Source organism: Arthrobacter sp. KKT183, assembly GCF_055657625.1.
This window is the reverse complement of record NZ_CM145770.1, coordinates 3,108,736-3,133,475: the sequence shown is the minus strand read 5'-3', so window position 1 is coordinate 3,133,475 and position 24,740 is coordinate 3,108,736. Positions and strand designations below refer to the sequence as shown.

General features: G+C 63.9%; 27 protein-coding genes. 11 read left to right on the top strand and 16 right to left on the bottom strand.

The genetic code is table 11. From position 1 onward, the window contains the following. Window positions 1-12: 12 nt before the first annotated feature. Window positions 13-567, bottom strand: a complete 555-nt coding sequence (locus tag ACZ2GY_RS14815; protein WP_471672278.1) for a heme-degrading domain-containing protein — start codon at window positions 565-567, stop codon at window positions 13-15. A gap of 137 nt (window positions 568-704) precedes the next feature. Between ACZ2GY_RS14815 and ACZ2GY_RS14810 the strand changes: the two genes are divergently transcribed. Further along, window positions 705-1,748 carry an NAD(P)-dependent alcohol dehydrogenase gene (locus ACZ2GY_RS14810; protein WP_471672277.1) on the top strand — a complete coding sequence of 348 codons (1,044 nt, stop codon included), beginning with the start codon at window positions 705-707 and terminating at the stop codon, window positions 1,746-1,748. Window positions 1,749-1,911: 163 nt separating this feature from the next. Then, window positions 1,912-2,295 (top strand): TFIIB-type zinc ribbon-containing protein, encoded by a 384-nt coding sequence (locus ACZ2GY_RS14805; protein WP_471673604.1) that lies wholly within the window; start codon window positions 1,912-1,914, stop codon window positions 2,293-2,295. Here ACZ2GY_RS14805 and ACZ2GY_RS14800 read toward each other — a convergent pair whose 3' ends face one another. From ACZ2GY_RS14800 to ACZ2GY_RS14790, 3 genes are all read right to left on the bottom strand, one after another. Next, on the bottom strand, window positions 2,296-3,651 hold the full coding sequence (locus ACZ2GY_RS14800) for a permease prefix domain 1-containing protein (RefSeq protein WP_471672276.1): 1,356 nt from the start codon (window positions 3,649-3,651) through the stop codon (window positions 2,296-2,298). Next, window positions 3,651-4,013 (bottom strand): PadR family transcriptional regulator, encoded by a 363-nt coding sequence (locus tag ACZ2GY_RS14795; RefSeq protein WP_471672275.1) that lies wholly within the window; start codon window positions 4,011-4,013, stop codon window positions 3,651-3,653. The genes ACZ2GY_RS14800 and ACZ2GY_RS14795 overlap by 1 nt, the downstream gene beginning before the upstream one ends. A 96-nt stretch (window positions 4,014-4,109) precedes the next feature. Then, a complete protein-coding gene (locus tag ACZ2GY_RS14790) occupies window positions 4,110-5,120 on the bottom strand; it encodes a pirin family protein (RefSeq protein WP_471672274.1) in 1,011 nt (336 codons plus the stop codon). A gap of 167 nt (window positions 5,121-5,287) precedes the next feature. Here ACZ2GY_RS14790 and ACZ2GY_RS14785 point away from each other — a divergent pair, with 167 nt between their 5' ends. Next, window positions 5,288-6,688, top strand: coding sequence for a glycoside hydrolase family 26 protein (locus ACZ2GY_RS14785; RefSeq protein ID WP_471672273.1), 1,401 nt, complete (start codon window positions 5,288-5,290; stop codon window positions 6,686-6,688). A gap of 19 nt (window positions 6,689-6,707) precedes the next feature. On the opposite strand, the gene rbsD is transcribed toward ACZ2GY_RS14785, so the two are convergent. From rbsD to ACZ2GY_RS14755, 6 genes are read right to left on the bottom strand one after another with little or no spacing between them, the layout of a single operon-like run. Beyond that, complete coding sequence (gene rbsD / locus ACZ2GY_RS14780; RefSeq protein ID WP_346027483.1) at window positions 6,708-7,091, bottom strand: D-ribose pyranase; 384 nt, start codon at window positions 7,089-7,091, stop codon at window positions 6,708-6,710. Beyond that, window positions 7,088-8,059, bottom strand: a complete 972-nt coding sequence (locus tag ACZ2GY_RS14775; protein ID WP_346027482.1) for a ribokinase — start codon at window positions 8,057-8,059, stop codon at window positions 7,088-7,090. Before ACZ2GY_RS14775 ends, rbsD begins: the two co-directional genes overlap by 4 nt. Then, window positions 8,056-8,997 carry a substrate-binding domain-containing protein gene (locus ACZ2GY_RS14770; protein WP_346027481.1) on the bottom strand — a complete coding sequence of 314 codons (942 nt, stop codon included), beginning with the start codon at window positions 8,995-8,997 and terminating at the stop codon, window positions 8,056-8,058. Before ACZ2GY_RS14770 ends, ACZ2GY_RS14775 begins: the two co-directional genes overlap by 4 nt. Before the next feature lie 59 nt (window positions 8,998-9,056). After that, window positions 9,057-10,040 carry an ABC transporter permease gene (locus ACZ2GY_RS14765; RefSeq protein WP_346027480.1) on the bottom strand — a complete coding sequence of 328 codons (984 nt, stop codon included), beginning with the start codon at window positions 10,038-10,040 and terminating at the stop codon, window positions 9,057-9,059. After that, a complete protein-coding gene (locus ACZ2GY_RS14760; protein ID WP_471672272.1) occupies window positions 10,033-11,583 on the bottom strand; it encodes a sugar ABC transporter ATP-binding protein in 1,551 nt (516 codons plus the stop codon). The genes ACZ2GY_RS14765 and ACZ2GY_RS14760 overlap by 8 nt, the downstream gene beginning before the upstream one ends. Before the next feature lie 11 nt (window positions 11,584-11,594). After that, window positions 11,595-12,608: a LacI family DNA-binding transcriptional regulator gene (locus ACZ2GY_RS14755; RefSeq protein WP_471672271.1), complete on the bottom strand. Its 1,014-nt coding sequence runs from the start codon at window positions 12,606-12,608 to the stop codon at window positions 11,595-11,597. A gap of 211 nt (window positions 12,609-12,819) precedes the next feature. On the opposite strand from ACZ2GY_RS14755, the gene gdhA reads away from it, so the two are divergent. Further along, the gene (gene gdhA / locus ACZ2GY_RS14750; RefSeq protein WP_277359436.1) at window positions 12,820-14,160 is read left to right on the top strand and encodes an NADP-specific glutamate dehydrogenase; all 1,341 of its coding nucleotides are present in this window, start codon (window positions 12,820-12,822) and stop codon (window positions 14,158-14,160) included. Window positions 14,161-14,219: 59 nt separating this feature from the next. Here gdhA and ACZ2GY_RS14745 read toward each other — a convergent pair whose 3' ends face one another. From ACZ2GY_RS14745 to ACZ2GY_RS14735, 3 genes are all read right to left on the bottom strand, one after another. Beyond that, on the bottom strand, window positions 14,220-14,522 hold the full coding sequence (locus ACZ2GY_RS14745) for a DUF4193 domain-containing protein (protein ID WP_056544775.1): 303 nt from the start codon (window positions 14,520-14,522) through the stop codon (window positions 14,220-14,222). 149 nt (window positions 14,523-14,671) lie between these two features. Next, window positions 14,672-15,745: an Ldh family oxidoreductase gene (locus tag ACZ2GY_RS14740; protein WP_471672269.1), complete on the bottom strand. Its 1,074-nt coding sequence runs from the start codon at window positions 15,743-15,745 to the stop codon at window positions 14,672-14,674. Between the two features lie 62 nt (window positions 15,746-15,807). Further along, entirely contained in the window at window positions 15,808-16,752 is a 945-nt protein-coding gene (locus ACZ2GY_RS14735; protein ID WP_471672268.1) for an AraC family transcriptional regulator, read from the bottom strand. 81 nt (window positions 16,753-16,833) lie between these two features. Here ACZ2GY_RS14735 and ACZ2GY_RS14730 point away from each other — a divergent pair, with 81 nt between their 5' ends. The 3 genes from ACZ2GY_RS14730 to ACZ2GY_RS14720 all read left to right on the top strand — a co-directional run bounded on the left by ACZ2GY_RS14730 (window position 16,834) and on the right by ACZ2GY_RS14720 (window position 18,060). After that, complete coding sequence (locus ACZ2GY_RS14730; RefSeq protein ID WP_471672267.1) at window positions 16,834-17,301, top strand: anthrone oxygenase family protein; 468 nt, start codon at window positions 16,834-16,836, stop codon at window positions 17,299-17,301. 141 nt (window positions 17,302-17,442) lie between these two features. Then, entirely contained in the window at window positions 17,443-17,580 is a 138-nt protein-coding gene (locus ACZ2GY_RS14725; RefSeq protein ID WP_471672266.1) for a hypothetical protein, read from the top strand. Window positions 17,581-17,664: 84 nt separating this feature from the next. Next, on the top strand, window positions 17,665-18,060 hold the full coding sequence (locus ACZ2GY_RS14720; RefSeq protein WP_346027472.1) for a RidA family protein: 396 nt from the start codon (window positions 17,665-17,667) through the stop codon (window positions 18,058-18,060). Between the two features lie 41 nt (window positions 18,061-18,101). Here ACZ2GY_RS14720 and ACZ2GY_RS14715 read toward each other — a convergent pair whose 3' ends face one another. Together ACZ2GY_RS14715 and ACZ2GY_RS14710 are read right to left on the bottom strand one after the other, a co-directional pair. Beyond that, window positions 18,102-18,944, bottom strand: a complete 843-nt coding sequence (locus ACZ2GY_RS14715; protein WP_471672265.1) for a PhzF family phenazine biosynthesis protein — start codon at window positions 18,942-18,944, stop codon at window positions 18,102-18,104. Window positions 18,945-19,009: 65 nt separating this feature from the next. Next, complete coding sequence (locus ACZ2GY_RS14710; protein WP_277359428.1) at window positions 19,010-19,573, bottom strand: dihydrofolate reductase family protein; 564 nt, start codon at window positions 19,571-19,573, stop codon at window positions 19,010-19,012. A gap of 322 nt (window positions 19,574-19,895) precedes the next feature. Between ACZ2GY_RS14710 and ACZ2GY_RS14705 the strand changes: the two genes are divergently transcribed. Genes ACZ2GY_RS14705 through fmdA form a run of 3 tightly spaced genes read left to right on the top strand, consistent with a single transcriptional unit; the run spans window position 19,896 to window position 22,146 of the window. Next, entirely contained in the window at window positions 19,896-20,531 is a 636-nt protein-coding gene (locus ACZ2GY_RS14705; RefSeq protein ID WP_346027470.1) for an AmiS/UreI family transporter, read from the top strand. Window positions 20,532-20,563: 32 nt separating this feature from the next. Next, window positions 20,564-20,854, top strand: coding sequence for an FmdB family zinc ribbon protein (locus tag ACZ2GY_RS14700; RefSeq protein ID WP_471672264.1), 291 nt, complete (start codon window positions 20,564-20,566; stop codon window positions 20,852-20,854). Window positions 20,855-20,889: 35 nt separating this feature from the next. Further along, window positions 20,890-22,146: a formamidase gene (fmdA, locus tag ACZ2GY_RS14695; RefSeq protein ID WP_471672263.1), complete on the top strand. Its 1,257-nt coding sequence runs from the start codon at window positions 20,890-20,892 to the stop codon at window positions 22,144-22,146. A 161-nt stretch (window positions 22,147-22,307) separates the two neighbouring features. On the opposite strand, the gene ACZ2GY_RS14690 is transcribed toward fmdA, so the two are convergent. Further along, the gene (locus ACZ2GY_RS14690) at window positions 22,308-23,270 is read right to left on the bottom strand and encodes a DMT family transporter (protein WP_471672262.1); all 963 of its coding nucleotides are present in this window, start codon (window positions 23,268-23,270) and stop codon (window positions 22,308-22,310) included. On the opposite strand from ACZ2GY_RS14690, the gene ACZ2GY_RS14685 reads away from it, so the two are divergent. Continuing rightward, complete coding sequence (locus ACZ2GY_RS14685; protein WP_471672261.1) at window positions 23,269-24,699, top strand: aminotransferase-like domain-containing protein; 1,431 nt, start codon at window positions 23,269-23,271, stop codon at window positions 24,697-24,699. The two genes, ACZ2GY_RS14690 and ACZ2GY_RS14685, sit on opposite strands and share 2 nt — an antisense overlap. Window positions 24,700-24,740: the final 41 nt, after the last annotated feature.

The following is a 24,740-nucleotide window of genomic DNA, read 5'->3' as shown; positions in this document are numbered from 1 at the left end:
CGACGGCGGAGCTTAGGCTGCGGGCGCAGCCTTCTTCTTGCGCCGGCTGAACTTGGTCAGCGCTTCGACGACGAGTTCGTGGTCCGCTACCTGCGGCAGCCCCGAAACGGTGACCACCGCCACCGGCCCCGTTCCACGCACATAGACCGGGAACGCACCACCGTGTGCAGCGTAAGCGGACTGGTCGAACCACGCGTTGTCTTCCATCCGCCCGCCGCCGCGCCGTCCGCGAAGGCCCACCAGCAGGGAGGGAATGCCGAAGCGCTCGGCAGTCCGTGACTTTCGCTCAACCCAGACGTCGTTATCCGGTGTGGCGCCAGACAGCGAAACATGGAACAGGATGTGCGCTCCGCGCCGGATATCTACGGCCACCGGCAGCTCACGTTCTGTCGCAAGCTCGATGATCAGCAATCCGAGCGCGAGTGCGTCCTCCTGGCTGAACTTCGCCAGCTGGAGTTTGCGGGTTTCCTCCTCAACGCGCTCAATGAGAGCTTCGAGGGCGGAGGGGGACTGCTCACCGCGTGCATCCGGGTCGAAGTCGGCCGCGGCATTCTGGTTCTCAGTCACGTAGTGCTCTCCTTGGCGTCAGACCTAGAGTACGAGCCTATCGGAGTGGTGCTGCTGCCCAGGAATACCTTTTCGCCCGCGTACGTTGTCCAGCCCTGAGACCGAATACGTCACCACGACCTCCAGGAGTTCTACCCATGCCCATGACCGTTTCCGCTTACGCTGCTCCCTCGGCCACCGAGGACCTCGTCCCTACCACCATCGAACGCCGGGATGTCGGACCGGACGACGTCCTGATCGAGATCAAGTACGCCGGCATCTGCCACTCGGACATCCACACCGTCCGGGGCGACTGGGGGCCTCAGCAGTTCCCGCTGGCACCCGGGCACGAGATCGCCGGTATCGTCGCGGAGGTCGGCGCCAACGTGACCAAGCACGCTGTCGGCGACCGCGTGGGCGTCGGCTGCATGGTCAACTCCTGCCGTGAATGCAAGAACTGCCTGGCCGGCGAGGAGCAGTACTGCCTCAACGGCAACGTGGGCACTTACGGCGCGGTTGACCGCGACGGAACCATCACGCAGGGCGGTTACTCCACCCAGGTTGTGGTGACCGAGGACTTCGTTCTCCGTATTCCCGAGGGCATCGAGCTCGACGCGGCCGCCCCCCTTCTGTGCGCAGGCATCACCACCTTCTCGCCGCTGAGGCACTGGGGTGCCGGTCCGGGGAAGAAGGTAGCCGTCGTCGGACTTGGCGGTCTCGGTCACATGGCCGTCAAGCTAGCTCACGCGATGGGTGCGGAGGTGACGGTTCTGTCCCAGTCGCTGAAAAAGCAGGAGGACGGCCTGCGTCTCGGCGCGGATGCGTACTACGCCACGAGCGACGAGAACACCTTCACGGACCTCGCGGGCTCCTTCGACCTGATCATCAACACGGTCAGCGCGTCACTGGACATCAGTGCCTACCTCGGACTGCTGAGCCTCGACGGCGCGCTGGTCAACGTCGGTGCTCCGGCGGAGCCGCTGCCCGTTCAGGCGTTTGCCCTCATCGGCGGCCGCCGGTCCTTTGCCGGCTCGATGATCGGTGGCATCCGTGAGACCCAGGAGATGCTCGACTTCTGCGCTGAGCACAAGCTTGGCGCCGAGGTCGAGGTCATCCCGGCCGACAAGATCAATGACGCCTATGAGCGTGTACTGGCATCGGACGTGCGGTACCGCTTCGTGATCGACACCTCGACGCTGTAGCAGTCCCGGTAACAGCAGGCGGCCTGCCCGAGCATTCATCGCTTGGGTAGGCCGCCTTTTCGTCACCGGGCGGATTGGCACGCATTGGGTAGGGACAAGCGACCGAATGACCTACGTTTGAGCTACACAACTGACCGCAACTCACTCAATGCAGGAGGAACCCATGCTGTGCCCGGTGGACAAGATTGAACTCGTGATGTCGGAGCGAAGTGGAGTGGAGATTGATTACTGTCCCACCTGTCGCGGGGTCTGGCTGGACCGCGGGGAGCTCGACAAGATCATCGACCGTGCCGGCACCCTCACCGCGCAGCCCGCTGCGCGCCCGCATGCGCCGAGCGCACCGCCCATCGCCCCGCCGCTGCCTTCGCCGCTGCTGGGATCAGGGCGCCGGGATGACGACTACCGCGGCAGGGATGATGACTACCGACGCCGGTACGACGACGACACCCGCCGCTACAACAACGACCGCCGGGGTGAGGACCAGTACGGACGCAAGCCGTACCGCAAGAAGAAGGACAACTGGCTAGGGGAGATGTTCGACTTCTGATCAGCTGAAGCCGAAGACAGGCGGAAAAAGAACGACGACGACGGCGGCCCACGCGCCATAAACCGGCAAGTACCGCGTCTGCCAGTTTTCGAGCTGCCCGAATGGGCGCCGTCCCCGCAGGAACCCGACGGTCAGCCAAGCGGCGCGCACCAGATGCACCAAGAGCAGGAGGTTGAGGCCGAGGGCGGCGATCTTGTTGGGACTGAAGCCAAACTCGGCAATGCGGGTGAGCATCGCAGTCAGCATGACGGCGTCCACCGCGATGGCTGCAATGACAAGGACCAGCTGCAACGCGTCGAAGAAGCCGGGCCGAGCGAGGGAATCCCGCGCTGAGATCGAGTACAGCAGCAGGGACAGCACCAGGATCAGGATCGCGTCCATGAGAATGAGCAGCTCGCGTTCGACGTCCACCAGGCCGCCGGCAGCGGCGATGACGCCCAGGAGCGCCAGCAGCATCACGATGGTGAGCGGTGTGAAGATGCGCGTGAGGACCGGAGCGATATTCTCGACGACGTTCTGTTTGGCTTCGACAAGCCAGGCCGCCACCACCAGTGCGCCGGGCACGGCAAAGGGCAGGATCCACTCGGCCAGGACCGGTTCAAGATCGGTGCCGATGAGAGTGAAGGCGCCGAGCGTCAGGCCAATCAACACGGCGCCGCCGAGGGCAAGCAGGGTGTAGTAGATCGCGAACTCGCCCGTGAAACGGACAAAGTCCATGCGGCGGCTGTCGGAGCGCCATCGCCCGCCGACGTACGCCAGTCCAGCCAGGAGCCACAGGATCACCGGAGCATGCAGTACCGCGAGCAACTCCGTGGACCCGCCAACGGAGAACGGATAGGCATTGAGGATCACTGCGAGGACACCATAGGGGATCAGGAGTGCAGCGCCGGCTCGCGGCGTCAGCCGCCGCTTCCATGTGAAGTAGCCGGCGATGAAGGGGACTACCAGCAACCCTAGGTTCCGTGCGAATACGTTCTCGTTTTCGATCAGGAGGAACCCAACCTTGACTGCGATCCCCGCACCCACGGCCAGCGCGAGAACGACTGCCAGCTCGCGCCACGCAGGGGTGCTGCCGTCGTCGTCGGGTGTTTTCTCCGGAAGGAGGACAAGCTGCTTCCACAGCCGGTCCGAGTGTTCGCGTGCGAATTCCTGCGAGACGGCGTCGAGGTTTCCGAGACGCTTGATCGCAACGAGGAAGGCTTCCTCGTCATCAAGTCCAGTGGCTTGGCGCTCGGCGATTTGTTCGCGGAGGTGGTCTTCGAGCTCGTCGACGTCGGCGGGGGAGATGGCCCGGCGGCGCTGAACGTAGCTGCGCCACCGGTCAATCTGAGCCTCCAGCTCTGCATGAGCTGCCATCACGCCCACCCCTCCGTCACTGCCGGTGGCGTGGGGGAGGCGTGCCAGACCTGTCGCAATGCGTCGGCGACGACGGTCCACTGCTGCTGGCGTTCAGCGAGGGCTTCCCTGCCGGTCTGCGTGATGGCGTAGTGCTTACGACGGCGGCCGGCGTCCGAGGTGCCCCACGTTGCGTTGACGTAGCCGAGCCGCTCCAGCCTGTGCAGGAGTGGATAGAGCATGCCGTCGGTCCATTGCATGCTGCCGCCGGACAGCTCGCCGACGCGTTTGAGGATGGCGTACCCGTAGAGGTCGCCCTCTGCCAGGATGCCCAGGACGAGCGGGGTGGCGGAGGCCGCCACGAGGTCTTTGTCGATGCGCACTGCTACTCCACATACCTAGAGGTGTTAGGTGTATGAAGCATAGCAGTGCTAGGTATGGCTGATGCTTGCAAGAGGGAAGGGCGAGCGGCGTCGACTTCAGCCGCGCGGGCGCAATTGGACTGCCGGCATCGTCGGTGCCGGCAGCGCGGCAGGCTGACCGGCAGGGAACGGGCCGAAGCGCGGGTAGGGAGCGCCGTCGTCGTACGTTGAGTCCTGCGACAGTGCCGGTTCGGCACCAATTTCCGCTTGCCAGGCAGCGCGGTAAGCGACCACCTCTTCATGCGAGCGGCCGACGAAGTTCCACCACATCACGATCTGCTCGCCCAGCGGTTCGCCGCCGATCAGGATGAGCCGTACCGGGTCCGCTCCGGCCTTGACCGTGAGGGACTGCTCCCCGACAGGCAAGTAGGCAAGATGGTTCACCGGCACCTGCGACCCGTTGAGGGTCAGATCACCGGCATCCAGCAACACGCCGTGCTCGAAGGCGGGGGTCAGCTGCAGTTCCAGGCGGGCACCGGACTCCAGATTGATCTCGGCGGCCAACAGCGGCGGTGTGTAGGTTTCGATCGGGGAAGCCGAACCTGCCAGAGAGCCGATGAAGACCCGCAGCGTGGTTCCCTCGCCGGTGACCGGCTCCGGTTCGTAGTGCTCAAAGGTGGGCGGCATGTGCCGGGTTGAATCGGGCAGGGCGTACCAGAGCTGCACACCGTGGAGGAGCGTGGTGTCTGGGGTGGAGAACTCCTGATGCGAGATCCCGCGACCGGCGATCATGAGGTTGACCTCGCCGGGACGCACCAGGGCGTCGGCGCCGGAGGAATCGCGATGGCTGACTCCGCCGGTGAAGAGCAGGCTCACGGTGGCCAGGCCGGTATGCGGGTGCCGGGGGACCTTCATTCCGCCCGAGGCGGACACCGGGTCCGGCCCGTAGTGGTCCAGAAAGCACCATGACCCGATCAGGCTGCGCCGGCGCTGTGGCAGTGTCCGGCGCACGGTCATTGCCCGCGGACCACCGAGCGGTACGTCGCGGGGGACCAGCAGTTCGGCGGTCAACGGTGCCCGATCCCCTCGGCAGACGATCTCCTCAGGATGCACGTCCAGATTGGTCATGCCTTCGCTCCAGTCAGGTAATTTGGTTCTCACTGAATGGTCTCAGTGAATTATCTCGATTGCATCCTCGTCTTCCAGCTGACTGCGCGATATCTGCTCACAGCGCTGCGATGACGAGCCGGCGGTGCCTCAGCGGAAAGCGGTCTCATCATGTCTCAGGGTTACGTATGACGGCGGTGTGGGCAGCCATCCGGTCTTCACTGGCGATGGCGCTGGCTCTGCTGGTGACACAGGGAGCGGGCGGACCCTCTGCGTGGGCCGTGCCGCCAGCCAATGAATCCGGGGTAGTCGGCAGGCAGAGCCCGGTGCAACCCTTGGCGCCGACGGAGTTGGAGGATGGCCGGTACTTCGGCCCCGAGCTTGATTGGTCCGGTGCCGATGCGGCCGGGTATGTGGATCAGACCGGCGTGACGCCGTCGTTCTTCAGCAGGCCGTTCTCCTATCCGTTGCAGGAAGCCCTCGTGCGGGACCTTCGTGACACTGCGCTGCAGGCTGCCACGCTGGGTTCCGCCGTTGTTGTCACCCTTGAACCATCGAAACCGCTCGCCGAACTCACCGAGAATGACGCCACGGACCTTGCTGGGGTGCTGGAGCTCGCCGGTGAAGAATACGGCACTGCCTTCTTTGTCCGGTTCGCGCCGGAAATGAACGGTACCTGGTATGAGTGGGGGCAGCAGCCCGAGGACTATGTGTCGGCTTTCCAGACCGTCGCTTCGGCTGTGCACGCCGGTGCGCCGTCCGCGGCGATGCTGTGGGCGCCGTCGTATGCAGCCGGCTATCCCTTCACGGAGTCATACGGCGCCCTTGAAGGAAGCGAGGACGCCAAGATCCAGGCGCTCGATACCAACGGCAACGGGTTGGTCGAGACCGGCGACGACCCCTACCGGCCCTATTACCCTGGTGATGACGCAGTGGACTGGGTGGGGCTGAGCATGTACCACTACGGCAGCTACGAGCCGGGTGCGATCGCGGACATCGACGATCCCCGCGAGTATTCGGGAGCGATCATTACCTCCGTGCTTCCCGAGCAGGATAAGTTCCGGAGGCAGCTCGAAGGAACGTACGGCATGCCGCCCGGAGCACCGACGATCGATTTCGCGAAGGAGTACGGGGCGGAGCGGGGCCAGCGCTTCTTCGTGCAGACAGCTGCGCTCTATGACCCGGCGGACCCCGACAGCGCAGAAGAAACGGACATCAAGACGGCGTGGCTTGAGCAGCTTTTCGATCCTGCCATCGCTGAGGAATATCCCGAGATCGGGATGATCTCGTGGCTGGAGCTTGTCCGTCCGGAGCCTGAAGCGGAGGGCCGAACCGTCGACTGGCGGCTGGGAGCGGAGGAGGCAACCTCGGCAGCCCTGCGGCAGACACTTGAGGGGGCCTCGGATGTCCTCCTGGCCCCCGTCGTCGACCAGTACGTTCAGGAGGAAGCCAGCGAGACGGCGGCGGAGGTGTCAAACCAAGGTATGGGCACCACGATTGTGGTGTGGGTATCCGCTGCGGCCGTCGCCCTGGTGGTTTTCTGGCTGATCGCTATGGCGGTGCGCCCGGCGAGGCGTCGTCAGGACTGATTCAAAAGCCCGGCGAGTCTTAGAACGTCACCCCGCAGCGCAGCGCCACATTCGCGTAGGACGTGGCCTCGCCAGTCCGGATGATGAGCCGCGCCTCATCGAGCAGAGACTTCAGCTCCTGATGACTCACGAACTCCGGGGAGAGACCCTCGCCGCGTACAACGTCCTCGACGACGGTCCCGCATGCCTCCGAGGCGATGACCGACCCCTCGACCTCGAGGTCGGCCAACACCGCTCGAAGCACCTCCGCGAATGCCGGCGTGCCTCTCACGAGTGCCAGGTCGACGACGGCGGCGGACTCGGGGAGCGGCATGCCGCAGTCAGTGATCATCACCAGATGTCCGTGGCCCAGAGTGCTGAGCAGGGCGTTGATAGGACCGTTCAATAATCCGCTCTTCTTCATGCCTGTGCTCCCTGTGCTCCCTGAAGTCCCTTGGGGGACGGCGCCTCGGGGAGCGCATCGGTGAGCGACGGGTAGGAGGGCTGCGCGCCCTCGGCTCCCACCGCGAATGCGCCGACCCGGACGGCAATGGCGACTGCGTCGGCCAGCTCATCGCCGACGACCAAGCGGGCCGCGAGCGCTCCCACGAATGCGTCACCCGCGCCGGTGGTATCGACGACAGCCACTGATGGCGCAGGAACCTCCATCACCCCGGAGGAGTCGGCGAGGAGCGCACCGGCGCCCCCCAGTGTCATCACGACGGATGAAAACCCGCAGGCAAGGAGTGCCCGCGCCGTATCAGCATGGTCAACCGGTGCGGCGTCCGGCGGCGCGGCAGTTCCTGTCAGCTGCGCCAGTACCAGCGCGCCCTCATGCTCGTTGACCACCAGCGGGTCGGCGCGCAGGAGTGTGTTCCGGTCGAGCTCGATCACGGGCGCCAGGTTGATCATCACTCTGCCGGTTCCAGACGCAACCGCCGCCGCAACTGAAGCGGCAGGGATCTCGCCCTGCAGAACCAGGACGCCGGCGTCGGCAATTCGATCCGCAGCTGAGGCAACCAGCGCAGGTGTCACTTTCCCATTCGCACCGGGGATGACGACGATAGTGTTCTCGCCGCCGTCGTCGACCTCCACGATGGCGACGCCGGTAGTGGTCCCAACGCGCTGCACGCCGTCAGTATTGACGCCGGCGGAGTGCAGGCCGGAGAGGGCGACATCGGTATAGGCGTCCTGGCCGACCGCGCCGATCATCATGGTGGGTGCACCGAGCTTCGCCGCAGCTACGGCCTGGTTGGCACCCTTGCCGCCGGGCATCACCGTCATGGTCCGGCCCAGCAGGGTTTCGCCCGGCTGGGGGTGGCGTTCCAGTGTTACTACGAGGTCAGCGTTGATGGACCCTACAACGACGACGCCCGGCGGCTGTGTGCTCATTCGGTGAATTCACCGACGTTCTCGGAGTTCACGGTGGTGACCGGAACGGGGATGGTAGCTTCGACGGTCTCACCGGCAAGGAGCTGCTCGAGCACCTCGACGGATCGCTTGCCAAGCTCGGCGGGCTGCTGCGCGATGGTCGCGGTCATGGTGCCCGCTTCGATAGCGGCGAGTCCGTCCTCGGTCCCGTCGAAGCCGACAACCTTCACCTCGGAGCCGGCGCGGTCGCCGAGAGCCTGGATGGCGCCCAGTGCCATTTCGTCGTTTTCGGCGAAGATGCCGGTCACGTCGGGATTGGCCTGCAACAGGTTGGTGGCAACGTTGAGTGCCTCGGCGCGGTCAAAGTTTGCAGTCTGCTTGGCGACTACTTCAATGTTCGGGTACGCAGCGATGCCCTCTTCGAAACCGGCGCCGCGGTCACGGCTGGCGGAGGTTCCGGCGACGCCCTGGAGGACGATGACCTTTCCTTCCTCGCCCATGGCCTCCGCGAGTGCGTCCGCTGCCTGGCGTCCGCCGGCGACATTGTCACTGGAGACGAGGGATTCAACCTCGGCGCCGTTGACCGCGCGGTCCACCGCTACAACGGGGATGTCGGCGTCAATCAGCGGTGCAACAGCGGCGGCCGCGGCGTCGGAGTCAACCGGGTTGATGATGACGCCGTCGGTTCCGCTGGTAGCGGCAGTAGCGAGCTGGTTGGTCTGGGTTGCGGAGTCGTTCTGTGCGTCGACAACTTCGAGGTCAATGCCGGCCTCTTCAGCGGCGGCTTCAGCGCCGTCACGCAGTTCGACGAAGAACGGGTTGTTCAGCGTGGACAAAGCGAGGGTTGCCGACGTCGATCCTTCAGCACCTTCCTCACCGCGGTTGCAGGCGGTGGCGGAGAACGCGAGTGCCAGGGACATGGTGAGTACTGCTGCCTTGCGGGGAGCGGAGAACTTCATTGTTTTTTCCTTTGCTTGGATTGGGACTTTTCGATTCCTGAACGTATTCAGTTGTAGGTCTAGTGCGGCTGGTTTTTGCGCCGCAGTGAGTCGATTCCGACGGCTACCGCGATCACCAGGCCGATGACCACTTGCTGCCAAAAGGAGGAGACATTGAGGAGGTTGAGGCCGTTGCGGATCACCACGAGGACCAGAGCACCGACAAGCGTGCCGCTGATACGTCCGATACCTCCTGCGAGCGAGGCACCGCCTATGACGACGGCGGCAATCGCGTCGAGCTCGTAGCCCACCGCTGCCTGCGGCTGCGCCGAGTCGAGACGGCCGGACAGCAGGAGCCCGGCCAGGCCGGCGAAGAGACCGGAGAGCGCGAACACGGTGACCAGGACCTTGCGGACGGGAACCCCGGAGAGTCGCGCTGCTTCCTTGTTACCGCCGACGGCGTACATGTAGCGGCCCATGACGGTGAAGTTCAGGATGAAGGCAGCGACCAGGCCGGCGACGACAAGGACGATGATCGGCATGGGGATGACTCCGAGGTCACCGCCGAGGAAGGAAACCGCGGGTGCGGTGCCGATGGGCCGTCCTTCGGAGATAACCAGAGTGAGTCCGCGGGCAATGCTGAGCATCGCGAGTGTTGCGATGAAGGAGGGGAGCCTGCCGTACGCGACGGCGAAACCGCTGACGGCGCCGCTCAGGGCACCGATGGCGAGACCGCCAATCAGCGCGATCCAGCCGGGCATCGACCCCTGGGAGAAGATCCATGCCGACCCCATCGCGGAGAGCGCTGCAACGGACCCCACGGAAAGGTCAATGCCTGCCGCCACAATCACGAAGGTCAGACCGAACGCGAGCACCGCGATCACCGATGCCTGGATTCCGATGTTCAGCAGATTGGGTCCGGTGAGGAAGTCCGGCGTCGCGATGAACAGCGCCAGGCCGAGGACGAAGAGGCCCACCAGGGCTCCGTTGTCGGCCAGGAACCGGCCGATCCGTGAGCCGCCGCGCGCCTTCTTCGGCGCCGCCGCGGTTGCAACCTTATTCATGACCGTCCTCCATCAGCTTGTCTTCAAGATCGCGCTGTACATCGCGCACCGCCAGCGACATCACGGCATCCTGCGTGGCGTCGTCGGCGCTTAGTTCACCGGAAATATGTCCGCCGCTCATCACCAGCACCCGGTCACTCATGCCGAGGACCTCGGGCAATTCGCTGGACACCATCACGACGGCGCCGCCGGCAGCGGTGATTGCGTTCATCAGTTCGTAGATTTCGACCTTCGCGCCGACGTCGACGCCTCGGGTCGGCTCATCCAGCAGGAGCACTGACGAGTTCGCAACGATCCAGCGCGCGAAGACTGTCTTCTGCTGGTTGCCGCCGGAGAGGGAGCCGACCGTCTGGTCGAGGTTGTGCATGCGAATCCGAAGCTTGTCAGCAACGTCCTGCGCCCGCTTGCGCTGGCCGGCGCGGTCCACAAGCCCTGACTTGGCGGTCGTTGACAGCGTGGCGTATCCAATGTTCTCGTTGACCGCTGCGCCGAGAACCAGTCCATGCGCCTTCCGGTCTTCCGGAACATGCCCGACGCCGGCACGAATGGCCGCGCCGATGCTGGACTTTGGCAGCTCCTTGCCACGGACGCGGACGGAGCCGCTGGCGTAAGGATCAACGCCGGCGATTGCCCGGATGACCTCGGTACGGCCCGCCCCCACCAGCCCGGCCAGGCCGACGATTTCGCCGGCCTTCACGGTGAAGGAGACGTTGTTGATCATTCCCTTGGTGGAAAGCCCGTTGACTTCGAGGAGGGTGGCGTCCGGTCCGTCGTACTCGCGGCGGCGGGGAAACTGCTGTTCGATGGATCGGCCGACCATGAGACGGACGAGCTCATCCTCATGGGTATCCGCTGGGACCTCGGCAACGAATTCGCCGTCCCGCAGAACCGAAACCGAGTCGCCGATGGCGGCGATCTCATCCAGGTGGTGAGAGATGAAGACCATGCCGACACCGCGTTCCCGGAGATCCTCCACCACCGAGAACAGAGCGGCGATCTCACGCTTGGTGAGAGCCGCCGTCGGCTCGTCGAGGATAAGCATGCGGGCATCGAGGCTCAGCGCTTTCGCGATCTCGACCAGTTGCTGTCGGGCGATTCCAAGTTCGGCTACCTTGTGGTCAACGTCGATGTCCAAACCGATCATGGCCAGCGCCTCACGGGCGACCTCGCGCATCTTCTTCCGGTCAACGAGCCCGAAGCGGCGGGGGATGCGTCCCATGGTGATGTTCTCGGCGACGGTCATCGAGCCCACGAGGTTCAGTTCCTGGTGGATGGTGGCGATGCCAAGGGCCTCGGAAGCGTTGGTGTCCGGCAGGCGGACTTCCTTGCCGTCCACGAGGATGCGGCCCCCGTCGGGCTGGTACACGCCGGCCATCATCTTGATGAGCGTTGATTTGCCGGCGCCGTTCTCTCCGAGGAGCACCTGCACTTTGCCGGGGTGAACGTTGACGGTCACACCTTTGATGACCGTCACCGGTCCGAAGGATTTGGTGACGTTGTCCAACGTCAGGATGGGCTCGTCGGTCCCTGCGTTTTCGCTCATGGTGCTATCGCTCACGATGTGAGGCCTCCTGGAAGGGACGGGGTGGAACCGCGGACAATGAGGCGGCTGGGAAGGATTACCGATTCCGGGGTTTCACCGGCAATGACCTGAGTGAGGAGATCAACGGCAAGGCGGCCCATGGCGTTGACATCGTGGGCAATGACGGTGAGCGCGGGGTTGATCAGGCTGAAGGCCTCGATGTCGTCATAAGCGACAAAAGCGACGTCCGTGCCGATGGTCAGGCCGCGTTCGTTGCAGACACCGACGGCGCCGATGCTCATCAGGCTGTCCGCTGCAAGCAGGGCAGTCGGAGGGTGGGGGAGTTCGAGCAGGTGGTGGGCTCCGGCGGCACCACTGGCGGACTGGAAGTCACCGAAGAAAATGAGGTCGGCGTCGTCGTCGGCGTGTGTGTCCGCGAGGGCGGACTGGAAGGCGGCGAGACGTTCCCGGCCTGTGGAGGTGGACTGCGGGCCGGCGATGTAGCCGATGCGGCGATGCCCACTATTGGTCAGGTGGCGGACGGCTTCCTGGACGCCGGTGACGTTATCGGGCGTCACGCTGGGGACGGTGGTGTCCGGGATGACGCGGTCCACGAAGACGGTCGGCACTCCGCTGTCCAGCACCGACTGCAGATCGGTGACATTCCCCTGCGGTGCGGCGATGAGGCCGTCGACCCGCTGGGTCAGCATGATGTCGAAATACCGGTCCTGCTGATCGGCGTCTTCATTCGCGTTGCCGAACAGCGTGAGGTACTTGAAGTCGCGGGCGCGCTGTTCCACGGCGTGGGCAAGGTCCGCGAAGAAGGGGTTCCGGACGTCGGGGAGGACCAGTCCGATGGTCTGGGTGCTGGTCTTGCGCAGCGAGCGCGCCTGGGCGTTGGGCCGGAAACCGAGCTTGGTCGCCGCCTTGCTGACCGCGTCGCGGGCTACTTCAGAGGTAGACGGATGCCCTGAGAGTACGCGGGATGCGGTGGCTACGGATACGCCCGCCATGTCGGCGACGTTCCTGATCGTCACTGATCGCATCTGTGCATTCTCCTGGTGGTCGATCTGATGGAATCGTTTCCATGGAATCGATTACAAACTATGGCACAGGTCACGAAGCCAGGTCAACAGCTGTTGCGGAAGCGAAATGCAAGCGGACTCCGGTGCTCGTTCACATGAAGGAAACATTCGGAGGGCGCTTTCCTCCGGCGCTATCCTTTCCCGGGTACCTCAGCAGCGATAGGAGAGTCGAATGGACTCGACAATAGAAGCGATCCGCAACGACGTAGTACGCCGGAACCCCGGTGAAACGGAATTCCACCAGGCCGCGGACGAGGTCTTCGATTCCCTCGGCCCGGTGCTCAAGAAGCACCCCGAGTTTGTCCAGGCATCCATCCTCGAGCGGATCTGCGAGCCTGAGCGGCAAATCATCTTCCGCGTGCCCTGGGTCGATGACGCGGGCAAGGTCCGCATCAACCGTGGTTTCCGCGTTGAGTTCAACTCCGCACTCGGCCCCTACAAGGGCGGCCTCCGCTTCCACCCCTCGGTATACCTCGGGATTGTCAAGTTCCTGGGTTTCGAGCAGATCTTCAAGAACGCGCTCACGGGCATGCCCATCGGCGGCGGCAAGGGCGGATCCGACTTCGACCCCCGTGGCCGCAGCGACGGCGAGGTCATGCGCTTCTGCCAGTCATTCATGCTGGAGCTCTACCGTCACATCGGTGAATACACGGATGTGCCCGCCGGGGATATCGGCGTGGGCACCCGCGAGATCGGTTACATGTTCGGTCAGTACAAGCGGATCACCAACCGCTACGAGTCGGGCGTTCTGACCGGCAAGGGCACCGGCTGGGGCGGTTCACTGGTTCGTCCGGAGGCAACCGGCTTCGGTGCCGTCCTCTTCGCCAAGGAGATGCTCGCAACCCGCGGCCTGAGCTTCGAGGGCCAGCGCGTGGTTGTGTCCGGTTCCGGCAACGTGGCGCTGCACGCAATCGCCAAGGCGCAGTCGATGGGCGCCAATGTCATCACCTGCTCCGATTCCTCCGGTTACGTCGTCGAGGAGCAGGGTATCGACGTCGAACTCCTCCGCGACATCAAGGAAAACCAGCGTCTGCGCGTCAGTGATTACGCCGAGCAGCGCGGGTCAGGAGCGGTGTTCGTCCAGGACGGTTCCATCTGGGATGTGGACGCGACCGTCGCGCTGCCGTGCGCCACCCAGAATGAATTGGACGACGTCGCCGCGAAGCGCCTGCTCTCACGCGGACTGATTGCCGTGGCTGAAGGTGCCAACATGCCGAGCACGCCTGAGGCGATTGAGTTGTTCCAGGATGCGAAGATCCTTTTCGGTCCGGGCAAGGCGGCAAACGCCGGAGGTGTGGCGACGTCGGCTTTGGAGATGCAGCAGAACGCCAGCCGCGATGCGTGGACCTTTGAGCACACCGAGCGCCGGCTGGAGGAAATCATGGCCAACATCCATGAGCGGTGCGCTACCACGGCTGACGAGTACGGACTGCCGGGCAACTATGTTGCGGGCGCCAATATCGCCGGTTTTGTGCAGGTTGCCAACGCGATGCTGGCGCTCGGGGTCGTCTAACGGCCGTGCTGTTGCCTAACCGCCCGGTGAGGCGTTTCTTACCGGGCGGTTAGACGGAACTATCCCTCGCAGTCGGCGCAGTACTTGTTGCCGTTCTTTTCCCGGGCGAGCTGTGAACGGTGTCGAACCAGGAAACAGGACATGCAGGTGAATTCATCCTGCTGTTCCGGGATGACCTGTATCTGAAGTTCCTCTTCGAGGACAGCGCCGGGCAGATCCAGGCCTTCAGCTGTGTCTGTCTCATCTGCATCGATCGCCGAATTCTGAGTGGAGGCGCTGCGCTGGGCCTTGAGTGCCTCCAGCGACTCGTTGGCCGGCTGATCCTCTTCGCGTACGCGCGGTGCGTCGTAATCCGTAGCCATGGGTGCTCGTTTGTCCTTTGCTGCTTGAGGTGCTGCAACAGGCTACACGTATTTTCTGGACTCATCCCCGGAAAAACAGTATGCGGCGTCTTTGACGAGTCACATCCGCCAGAGGCGAACACTCCAACCAAGGATGTGCAAGCCCGGACCTAGAGGTGGAACGGCGCCTCGTTCTGGTCACAGATGTCGCGAATGTGACTCACGAACCCGCCGCTGAGCGGAATGCCGGCCGCCAGCCGTTCGGTCCGGACCGTCCGTTCGATATCCCCGGGCACCAGTACCGGGCGGTCCGGCGCTGCCGGCGGCTCCGCACGAAGGAGGTCGACAATCTGCGACACCGATGCTGCAAACTGCTCCGCGTCCCCGAAAAACGCGGGATCGATGACCAGGCAGAAGTGACCAATGTCATTCGGATCCGAGGGCTCCCTCAGCGGGGCAAACGTTGCACCAGCGAGCGCGCCGGCCAGGATCTGGACCATGAGCGCGAGCCCGTATCCCTTGTGGCTGGAGAGCTGTTCCGTCCCGCCGAGCGGACTCAAGCCGCCTTCCTTCTGATCCCGCAGCTGGCTATAGCCCGCGTGGGAGTCGGTGACCGGTTGGCCGGCGCCGTCCAGCACCCACCCGGCAGGCAGCGGCTTCTCGAGGTAGTCGTACACCTTCACCTTGTTCATCGCGACGGTGCTGGTGGACATATCGAGGAGGAACGGCTCCGCCTCGTTGGCGCTGGGTGCGGCGAACGCCAGCGGATTGGTTCCGAGCACCGGCCTCGAACCGCGGGTGGGAACCACCGTCTTGGTAGGGGTGGTCGAGGTGACCAGCCCAATCTGACCGGATTCCGCGGCGATCCTCGCGTAGTAGCCAGCCGCCCCGAAGTGGTGCGACCGCCGTACGGTCACAACTCCGACGCCGGTCTCCCGCGCCTTGGAGACGGCGAGCCGCATTGCGGTCACCATCGCTGAATGCCCGAGATTGTGCCCGCCATCGACGACGGCGGTCGACGGACCCTCACGCTCAATCACAGCCTCCGCGCGGGTGTCGAGCTTTCCTGCATCGATGAGCCGCTGGTACATGGGCAGCATGGAGATCCCGTGCGAATCGATGCCCGCCAGATCGGTATCCACCATCACTTCCGCGGTGATCTCCGCACGCTCCGGAGTCATACCCCACGCGGAAAGTACCGCCAGAATCTGCTGCCGGACAGTGCCTGCTGAGTACTGCGTCATCGGTGCCTCCCGCGGCCTGGTTCTACTTCATCCCTCACTGACAACACTAGGACGAAACCCCGCTACGCCGGCGCAGCAAACTTACGACGGCGGTACTCGGTTGGGCTCACTCCAAACCTCCGTTTGAATGCAGTGCTCAGCGCGAAGGGGCTGCCGTAGCCGATCTCACCCGCGATCCACGCCGTGGTGTGGTGCGGGTCCGCAAGCAGTTCGCTGGCCAGAAGCATTCGCCAGTTGGTCAGGTACGTCATGGGTGGCTCTCCGACGCGCGAGCGAAAGCGGGCCGCGAGCGTAGCCCGCGATACATTCAGTCGCCGGGCGAGCGACTCGAGCGTCCACGGTTCAGCGGGCAGTTCATGGAGCAGCTCAAGGGCCCGCCCGACGACGGCATCAGCACCCGCTGACAGCCAGCCTGTTGCACTTTCGGGGTGAGCGGCGGTCCACGCACGCACGGAATGGACCAGGAGCACATCCAGCATCCGATCGATCACGCTGCCTTGTCCGGGAGCGTCCGTTGCAACCTCGCAGGCAAGTAGCTGCACCAGCGCGGCATTGACTGCACCGGCCGGTATGACGGCGATGCGCGGCAATGCTGCCGTCACCGCGGAGCCGACCTCGGCGTCGGTCTCATACGTCCCGATCAGCATGGTGGTCTCGCCCGAAGCAGTGTTGCCCCACGTCCGGACGCCGTGGCTCATGCTCAGGTGGACCGGCTCGCCGCCGAGCGTGGTGCACGCCTGCCCGGGATGAATGACGATGCTCGCCGCCCTCCCGGGCTCATCGGCCACAATATATGGACCGGGCCCGCGAACGAGCGCAATATCGCCCGCACTGAGAGCCGTCGAGTTCCCGTCTGCCGCCAGCCACGCACCGCCGGTCAGCATAGCCATCACCGTCAACGGCGCCTGATCCTGGACATCGAGAGACCACGGCGGGTTCATCGCCACCTGTAATGCGAAGGCCCGCCGGGCATGAGGTCCGTCGAGGAAGTGCGTCAAGGGATTCATGAGCCTGACTCTAGACGATTGCGTATGCTTCTGCTGTGTACGACTATGGGAAGTCTGCCTGAGGCAGGGTTTGCTTGGTGCATGACTGCTGATCTCTTTCAAACCGTTGCAACTACTACTGCGGCAGTGTGCGCTGGCGCAACAGGCGGGGTGTACGTTGCGTTCTCCTCCATGGTGATGCCCGCGCTCAACTCTCGTCCGGAGAGCGAAGCCATCGGCGCCATGCAGCGCATCAACGTCCAGGCGGTCCGTCCACCGTTCATGGTGCTGTTCTTCGGCGGCGCTGCCGCTTCGGTAGTGGCGGGGCTGACCGCGGGTACGACGGATACCTACGGTCTAGTGCGGTTGGCGGGAGCAGTGCTGTCGCTCGCCAGCTTCGGTGTGACTGCGGCCGTGAATGTTCCGCTCAACAACAGGCTTGCCCGAGTCGCGGGCGCTGGTGATCTAGCCTGGCAAGCGTTCGAGCAGCCATGGACCCGTGCGAACACCGTGCGGGGCGTGCTGGCGCTCGCCGGGGCTGCTGCCCTCGCAGGTTCCCTAACGCGGTAATCGATTCGGCGACCGAACAGGCCACTGGGCCAATTCTCATCGACATCGTCTCGGACGACATCACGGGCTGGGATATCGTCGCCAACCTGGGGCCGTTCGCCATCTTGATCACCGGACTGATCGCCGAAGGCACGTCGTACGGTGCAACGGTCTGCCCAGCCGCAGCAGGACGATGAACAGCTGCAGATCCTCGCTGCCCGCCTTCGCGTTACCACCGACAGCAAGCTGGACAAGGAAACCCCGAAGTGGGTCAAGGAGCTGGCCGCGAAGCCGCTCTGATAAATCTGCAGAAGCCCCGGACGGGTGCCTCCTTTCCGGGGCTTTCTGCTGTGCGGACCACTGGACCCGCCTAAGGTGAACGTCATGCGCTCCAACGAAACCATCGAACAAATCAACGCAGACGGGCTGATGCCTCCACGAGGCAAGTACAGTCACGTCACCATCGCTCACGGCACTGCCTACATCTCCGGTCAGTTGCCCGTGAACAGCGAGGGGGAGCCGGTCACTTCCGAGAGCTTCGCGGTGCAGGCCAAACAAACGCTGAGCAACCTCGATGCCTGCCTGGCATCGGCGGGACTCAAGCGAACCAGTCTGGTCCAGGTGCGGGTGTACCTGACGGATTTGGCTCACTGGAAAGAGTTCGACGAAATCTATGGCGAATGGATCGGTTCCCATCGCCCCGCCCGAGCCGTCGCAGGGGTAAACGCGCTCAATCATGGAGCGGCGCTCGAAATGGAAGCCACCGCCGTCGTCGATTAGAGCCACACGCTGCCCGAGAGACGAGACGAGCCCCGCACAGATCAGATCTCGGCAGTTCCCCGGAAACACGTTGTTGTGGCGCCGCCCACCCAGACGGTGCCGTCGTCGTCGGCTGTGATGGTGATGTCTCCCGCCCTGCCCAGCCGGGAACCCTGCGACACCCGATAGGTGCTCGGCATTGCACCGGTGCCGGTCAACCATTGGCCCACTGAGGCGTTCATGCTCCCGCACACCGGGTCTTCGGGAACGCCGAGAGCGGGCGCGAAGGTACGCATCTCGTAGGCATGCTCGGAACCGTCGGGATAGGCGCCGACTGCGCCGATCATCGCCGTCGGGATCCGCGACAGATCAGGTTCCAGATCGAGCACCTCCTGCGCGGTGGCCAGCCGGATGACCGCCCAGCCCGGCCCGTTGTCCACCCACTGGTGTGAGAGCACCTGGTCCTCGCGGATGCCGAACGCGGCGACGATCCCTGCGAGGTACTCGCCCTCCAGGTTCCCGGTGCGTCGCGTGGGTGGAGCGGCGAAGGACAGGATCTCGTCGCCGCGCCGGACATTGATGAGCCCCGCCGTGCACTCCTGCACAACCAGGTCATCGCGCCGCGGCGTACCGCCAGCCTCAAGCCAGGCGTGCGCTGAACCGAGCGTCGGATGACCGGCGAACGGAAGCTCACCTCCCGGGGTGAAGATCCGTACGCGGTAGTCCGCTTCCGGATTGGTGGGCGGCAGCAGGAGCGTGGTTTCGGAGAGATTGGTCCAGCGAGCCACGCGCTGCATCGCGTCGTCGCTCAGCTCCTCACCATCCAGTACGACGGCGACTGGATTTCCTAGGTACGGAGTCGGAGAGAACACATCAACTTGTGCAAAGGGACGGGAGGAAGTCATGCGAGGAAGTCTGTCAGGACTGCTCGAAGGAGACCAGCCCCGGCCCCCTCTGGCCGGATAAGACGCTAGCGATCGTTCGTATACCGCAGCAGAACCACGCCGTTGCTGAACCTCCGCGTTTCCTCGAGCTTGAGATTCAGCTGGACCTTGGGATCTTCGAAGAGCGGCCGGCCTTTGCCAAGCACTACCGGATGGACGCAGATGCGGTACTCGTCCACCAGGCCGAGCCGGAGAAAGCTGGCTGCGAGGTTGGCTCCGCCCAGCGCGATATCGCCGCCGATCTGCGCCTTCAGCTCGGCGATCTGTTCAGGAACGACGTCGGAAATCACCGTCGTGTTCCGGCCCGCCTCCGAAAGGGTTTGTGAGAACACATACTTGCGTGCATCCCGCCAAATCTGTGCGAACTCGATCTCCGGTTCGGAGGCATCCGGATTCTGGTCAGCGGTGGGCCAGTACTCGGCCATCAGCTCATGGGTGACGCGTCCGTCGAAGAAACCGGCCATCGCGCGGCACTGCTCGTTGAAGTAGCTGTGAAGCTCTTCGTCCACCCGGTGCCAGCTGATGTCCCGGTCGAGTCCTTCGAAGTAGCCGTCCAGGGAGACGGACATCATGAGGATGATCTTGTTCATTCAGGAACCTCCGGAAGCAGCGGGAGGCGGCAGGGCCGTCGTCGTACTGTCCAGTGAAGCACTCACACGCCTTTCGGAACAGGGAACAGAGGCTCTCTTGTCCATCAGGAATCAAGGAAAGTTCTACCGGGGGATAACCCGTTGCGCCCGGACTGCGGGACGTGATTTTTATCGTTGACAGAAAAATTGAGCAGGACTATGGTTGCCGATACAACGCACTTATATCTTATTCTTTTGCTGATTCTGTGAAAACCGCCGGCACGCGCAGGTGGGTTTTCCCCTCGTAGGTTCCCACTCACTCTTTGTATTGCAACGGAGTGCCATGAGCAGTGTTGGTCTGTTATATGTTGGCGCAGTTCTTTTCATTAACGGTCTCATGCTTATTGGAGTGGTTCCCGGTAAATCGGCAGCCATTTTGAATTTCTTCGTCGGGATTATGCAGGTTGTCTTCCCGACCATCATCCTGATTCAGGCCAACAACGACTTGCCGACGATCTTCGGCGCCGCTGGCCTGTATCTTTTTGGTTTCACATACCTGTATGTGGGAATCCTTCAAGCGACCGGAATCAGCGGCGAGGGTCTGGGCTGGTTCTCTCTCTTTGTTGCAGCCTGTGCGGTGGTGATCGGAATCCTCCAATTCACCCTGGTCGCGGACCCGGTGTTCGGCGCAATCTGGCTGACCTGGGCGGTCCTGTGGTTTCTGTTCTTCCTGCTGTTGGGGCTGGGTAAGGACTCCCTGGCCTACACCACTGGCTGGTTCACGATCTTTGTGGCCCACATAACCGGCACCATCCCCGCGTTTTTCCTGCTGGTAGGCAGGTATGAGACGAACACCGGCCTCGCCTTGCTGGTGACTGTCGCAGCAGTTGCTGCTCTTGCGGCGGCGTTCTTCCTTGGCCGAAGAGGCATCCCGCATGCCAAGCCGTCCTCACAGGACAGCCTCGCGGTACCTGCCTGATCATTCATCCGACACAGAAGGGCGCGTTCTGCATGCCGATCTATGAGTATCTCTGTCCCCAATGCGACGTGTTTGAGGCCATTCGTCCCATGAGTGCAGCTGCGGAATCGACCGAATGTCCGCAGTGCCGGCAGACCGCCCGCCGGAGGATGAGCGTGCCAAACATTTCCCGGACAGGCTCGGCAGCATTCCAACTGATCGATTCAACTTACCGTTCGGCATCGGAGCCGCAGGTTGTTTCCGGAGGGCTTCCGGCAACGGGTAGTCGAAAGACGCAACGCTATTCATCCAATCCGCTTCACAAGAAACTACCCCGGCCCTAATCAGCGGGCCAGACAGCATTTTTGAAGGAGATGCAATGCCTGACGTTATATTTCCCCTTGATTCATCAAAGAAGTTCGAAGATCAGGAAAAGGTTGGACATAACCGGTGGCACCCGGAGATTCCTCCGGTAGCCACAGTGAAGCCCGGTGATTCATTCAGGGTTCACTGCCGCGAGTGGTTTGACGGCGCTATAGTCAACGACGACTCCGCGGATGACATTCTGAACGCTCCGTTGCTCACCGTCCACAAGCTCAGCGGGCCTTTCGCCGTCGAAGGAGTCAAGCCGGGAGACCTGCTCATCGTCGATATCCTCGACGTGGGCCCAATCCCGCAGGAAGATTCAGGGCCGCTGGCCGGGCAGGGATGGGGCTACACGGGTATCTTCGCCCGAAACAACGGCGGAGGCTTCCTGACCGAGCAGTTTCCTGACGCCTACAAGGCGATTTGGGACTTCACTGGTCAGATGGCGACGTCGCGGCACGTACCGGAAGTGTCCTATGCGGGACTCATCCACCCCGGTCTCATGGGTACGGCTCCCTCTGCAGAGTTGCTGGCGAAGTGGAACAAGCGCGAGGGCGACCTCATCGCCACGGACCCCAACCGTGTGCCGCCCCTGGCTCTGCCGCCCGAAGCGGAGCATGCCGTTCTCGGAAGCCTAGGCGCGTCGGAGTTCGACCGCGTAGCGGGCGAGGCGGCGCGCACCGCTCCACCCCGGGAAAACGGCGGTAACCAGGACATCAAGAATCTCTCCAAGGGTTCACGGATCTTCTATCCGGTCTTCGTGGACGGCGCCAACCTGTCACTGGGCGATCTCCACTTCTCACAGGGCGACGGCGAAATCACCTTCTGCGGTGCCATTGAGATGGGCGGGTTCATAGACCTCAGGGTTGATGTCATCAAGGGCGGCATGGAGACCTATGGCGTCAGTGAGAATGCGATCTTCATGCCCGGCATTGTTGATCCGCGCTACAGCGAGTGGATCGCTTTCTCCGGCACCTCTGTGACCCTGGACGGCAAACAGCATTATCTTGACTCGCACTTGTCCTACCAGCGAGCGTGCCTGCATGCAATCGACTACCTGACGAAGTTCGGCTACAGCCCGGAGCAGGCTTACCTGTTGCTGGGATCCGCGCCGATTGAGGGGAGGTTGTCCGGGGTGGTGGATATTCCCAACTCCTGTTCAACCGTCTACCTCCCGACTGCGATGTTCGAGTTCGACGTCCGTCCTTCTGCCGCTGGGCCGCACAAGATCAACGCCGGCATAGGCGCGCCGAAGTCGAACAATACGTAGGAGGGCTGTGGCCGGTCGTTCCTTGGGGAGTGCCGGACCTACTAACTAGCACCCGCACCTTCCTCGGTTCAGCGCGCTCAAGGGCGGGCCGGATTCCCCGGGTACCGGGCCAGCACATCCGGTTCCGGCGGCGTGTTGCGTTGTGACACGCCGTGTTGGCGTCAGGAGTTGGGGGATACGGTGCGGGGCCGCGACCGGGATGCCGAACGAGTTCCGGCGCGCGCCCGCACGGCCACCCCCGCACAGAGAACGACGGCGAGGCCTCCCACAACGGTCGGCCACGTCAGGTTCTCCCCGAGCAAGAGTGCTGCCCAGGCGATGGTCAGGACCGGTTGCACCAGCTGTATCTGGCTGACCCGGGTCATCGGACCGATTGCCAGTCCGCGGTACCAGGCGAAGAAGCCGAGGAACATACTGACCACTCCGAGGTAGGCGAAGGCGGCCCACTGTACCGCTGAGGCTGCCGGCGGCTCCTCAATCATGGCGATGGAGGTCAGCAGAACCATGAGGGGAGCGGCCACAACGAGGGCCCAGGAGATGACCTGCCAGGAACCCAGGTCGCGGGCCAGCAGGCCGCCCTCGGCGTAGCCGATAGCGCCGGCCACTACAGCACCGAGCAGAAGAAGGTCCGGCCAGCTGAAGCCGCCAAGCCCGCCGGAGGTGAAAGCGGCGAAGGCAACCGTGACCGCTGCGCCGATGCCGCTCATGATCCAGAAAACCAGCGGCGGACGTTCATGCCCGCGCAGGACGGCCGCCGTCGCAGTCGCCGCCGGCAGCAGGGCGGTGACGACGGCGGCATGACTCGCCGGCACAGCGGTGAGTGCGTAGGAGGTCAGGACGGGGAAGCCCACTACGACGCCACCAGCGATGATGGCGAGCCGCGCCCACTGGATACCGCAGGGGAGCCGCTGCCGCATGATGCCCAGCGCAAGGGCTGCGAGAAGCGCGGCCAGCACCGCTCGGCCGGAACCGATGAACAGCGGCGACATCCCTTCCACGGCCACCTTGGTGAACGGAACGGTGAAGGAAAATGCCGCTACGCCGAGAAGCCCCCACCAGATGCCGGCTGGCCGGTGGGATAGCGGTTCAGTTCGCACAAGAGTAGCGCTACTATTGCTGTACATGAACAACGATAGCAGTTCCCGTATCGCTGCTGCACTGAATGACTGGATTTCCGGGGCGGCTCCAGGGTCGCGGCTGCCGACCACCCGGGCGCTGGTCGCCGAGCACCGGGTCAGCCCGGTAACGGTGCAGAAAGCATTGCAGCTACTGACTGCCCGCGGGCTGGTGGAGAGCCGTCCCGGATCGGGAACGTTTGTGCGGTCAGTCCGGACCGCCCGGCCCGCTGACTATGGGTGGCAGACCGCCGCGTTGCGGTCCCCCAAAGCGCCCCGGCATGGCCTGCCGACCACCTTGCGGGACACTGCAAACGACACGATTGCCTTCCACTCCGGCTATCCGGACTCCGAGCTGCTGCCGGTCCGTGCGGTCCGGGCAGCCCTGGCGCGGGCGTCACGCAGCGACGCCGCGCTGGCCCGTCCGCCTGCTGCAGGGCTTCCCGAACTGCGATCGTGGTTCGCCCAGGAACTGCGCGCAGCCACACCGGCGAGTATCACTCCACCGACGCCGAGTGACGTTCTGGTGTTGCCAGGCAGTCAGAGTGGATTGAGCGCCATCTTCCGCGCGTTGGCCGGCAGCGGGCAGCCCGTTCTGATGGAGTCACCCACCTATTGGGGCGCCATTCTGGCCGCAACGCAGGCCGGTGCCACCATCATCCCGGTTCCGACGGGCGCTGACGGACCGGATCCCGAAGCGCTGGCGCGGGCCTTCGAGGAGACCGGTGCCCGCCTGTTCTACGCCCAGCCCAACTACGCCAACCCCACGGGTGCCCAGTGGGACGCCGAGCGCCGCGAGCAGGTGCTGGACATCGTCCGCGCGCACGGCGCCTTCCTTGTGGAGGATGACTGGGCCCACGACTTCGGGATCAACACCAGTCCGGCTCCCGTCGCGGCGCAGGACGACTCCGGCCACGTGGTCTACCTGCGCTCGCTGACCAAGAGCGTTTCCCCGTCCATCCGGGTTGCCGCCGTCATTGCTCGAGGGCCGGCACGTGAACGGATTCTCGCTGACCAAGGGGCGGAATCAATGTATGTCAGTGGCCTGCTCCAGGCTGCGGCGCTGGATGTCGTCACCCAACCGGCGTGGCAGACCCACCTCCGCGGGCTCCGCCACCAACTCCAATCCCGCCGCGACCTGCTGCTCACCAGCCTGCGCAGGCACGCGCCCTCCGCGCATATCGACCACGTGCCCAAGGGCGGGCTGAACCTGTGGGCACGCCTGCCTGACGGTACCGACGTCGAACAGTTGGCTCGCGACTGTGAGGCCAACGGCGTCGTTATTGCTGCCGGGAATGAATGGTTCCCGGCGGAACCGGTGGGCCCCTTCATCCGGCTGAATTACGCGGGGCCCAACCCCAGTGCCTTCCCCGAAGGCGCTCGGATTCTCGGCGCAATGCTCGAGGACCAGGCCCGGGGGAGCGCCGTTACGGTGTAGGCGTTCCTATGGACAAATCGAGCCGCTGTGGGGGTGAGCGC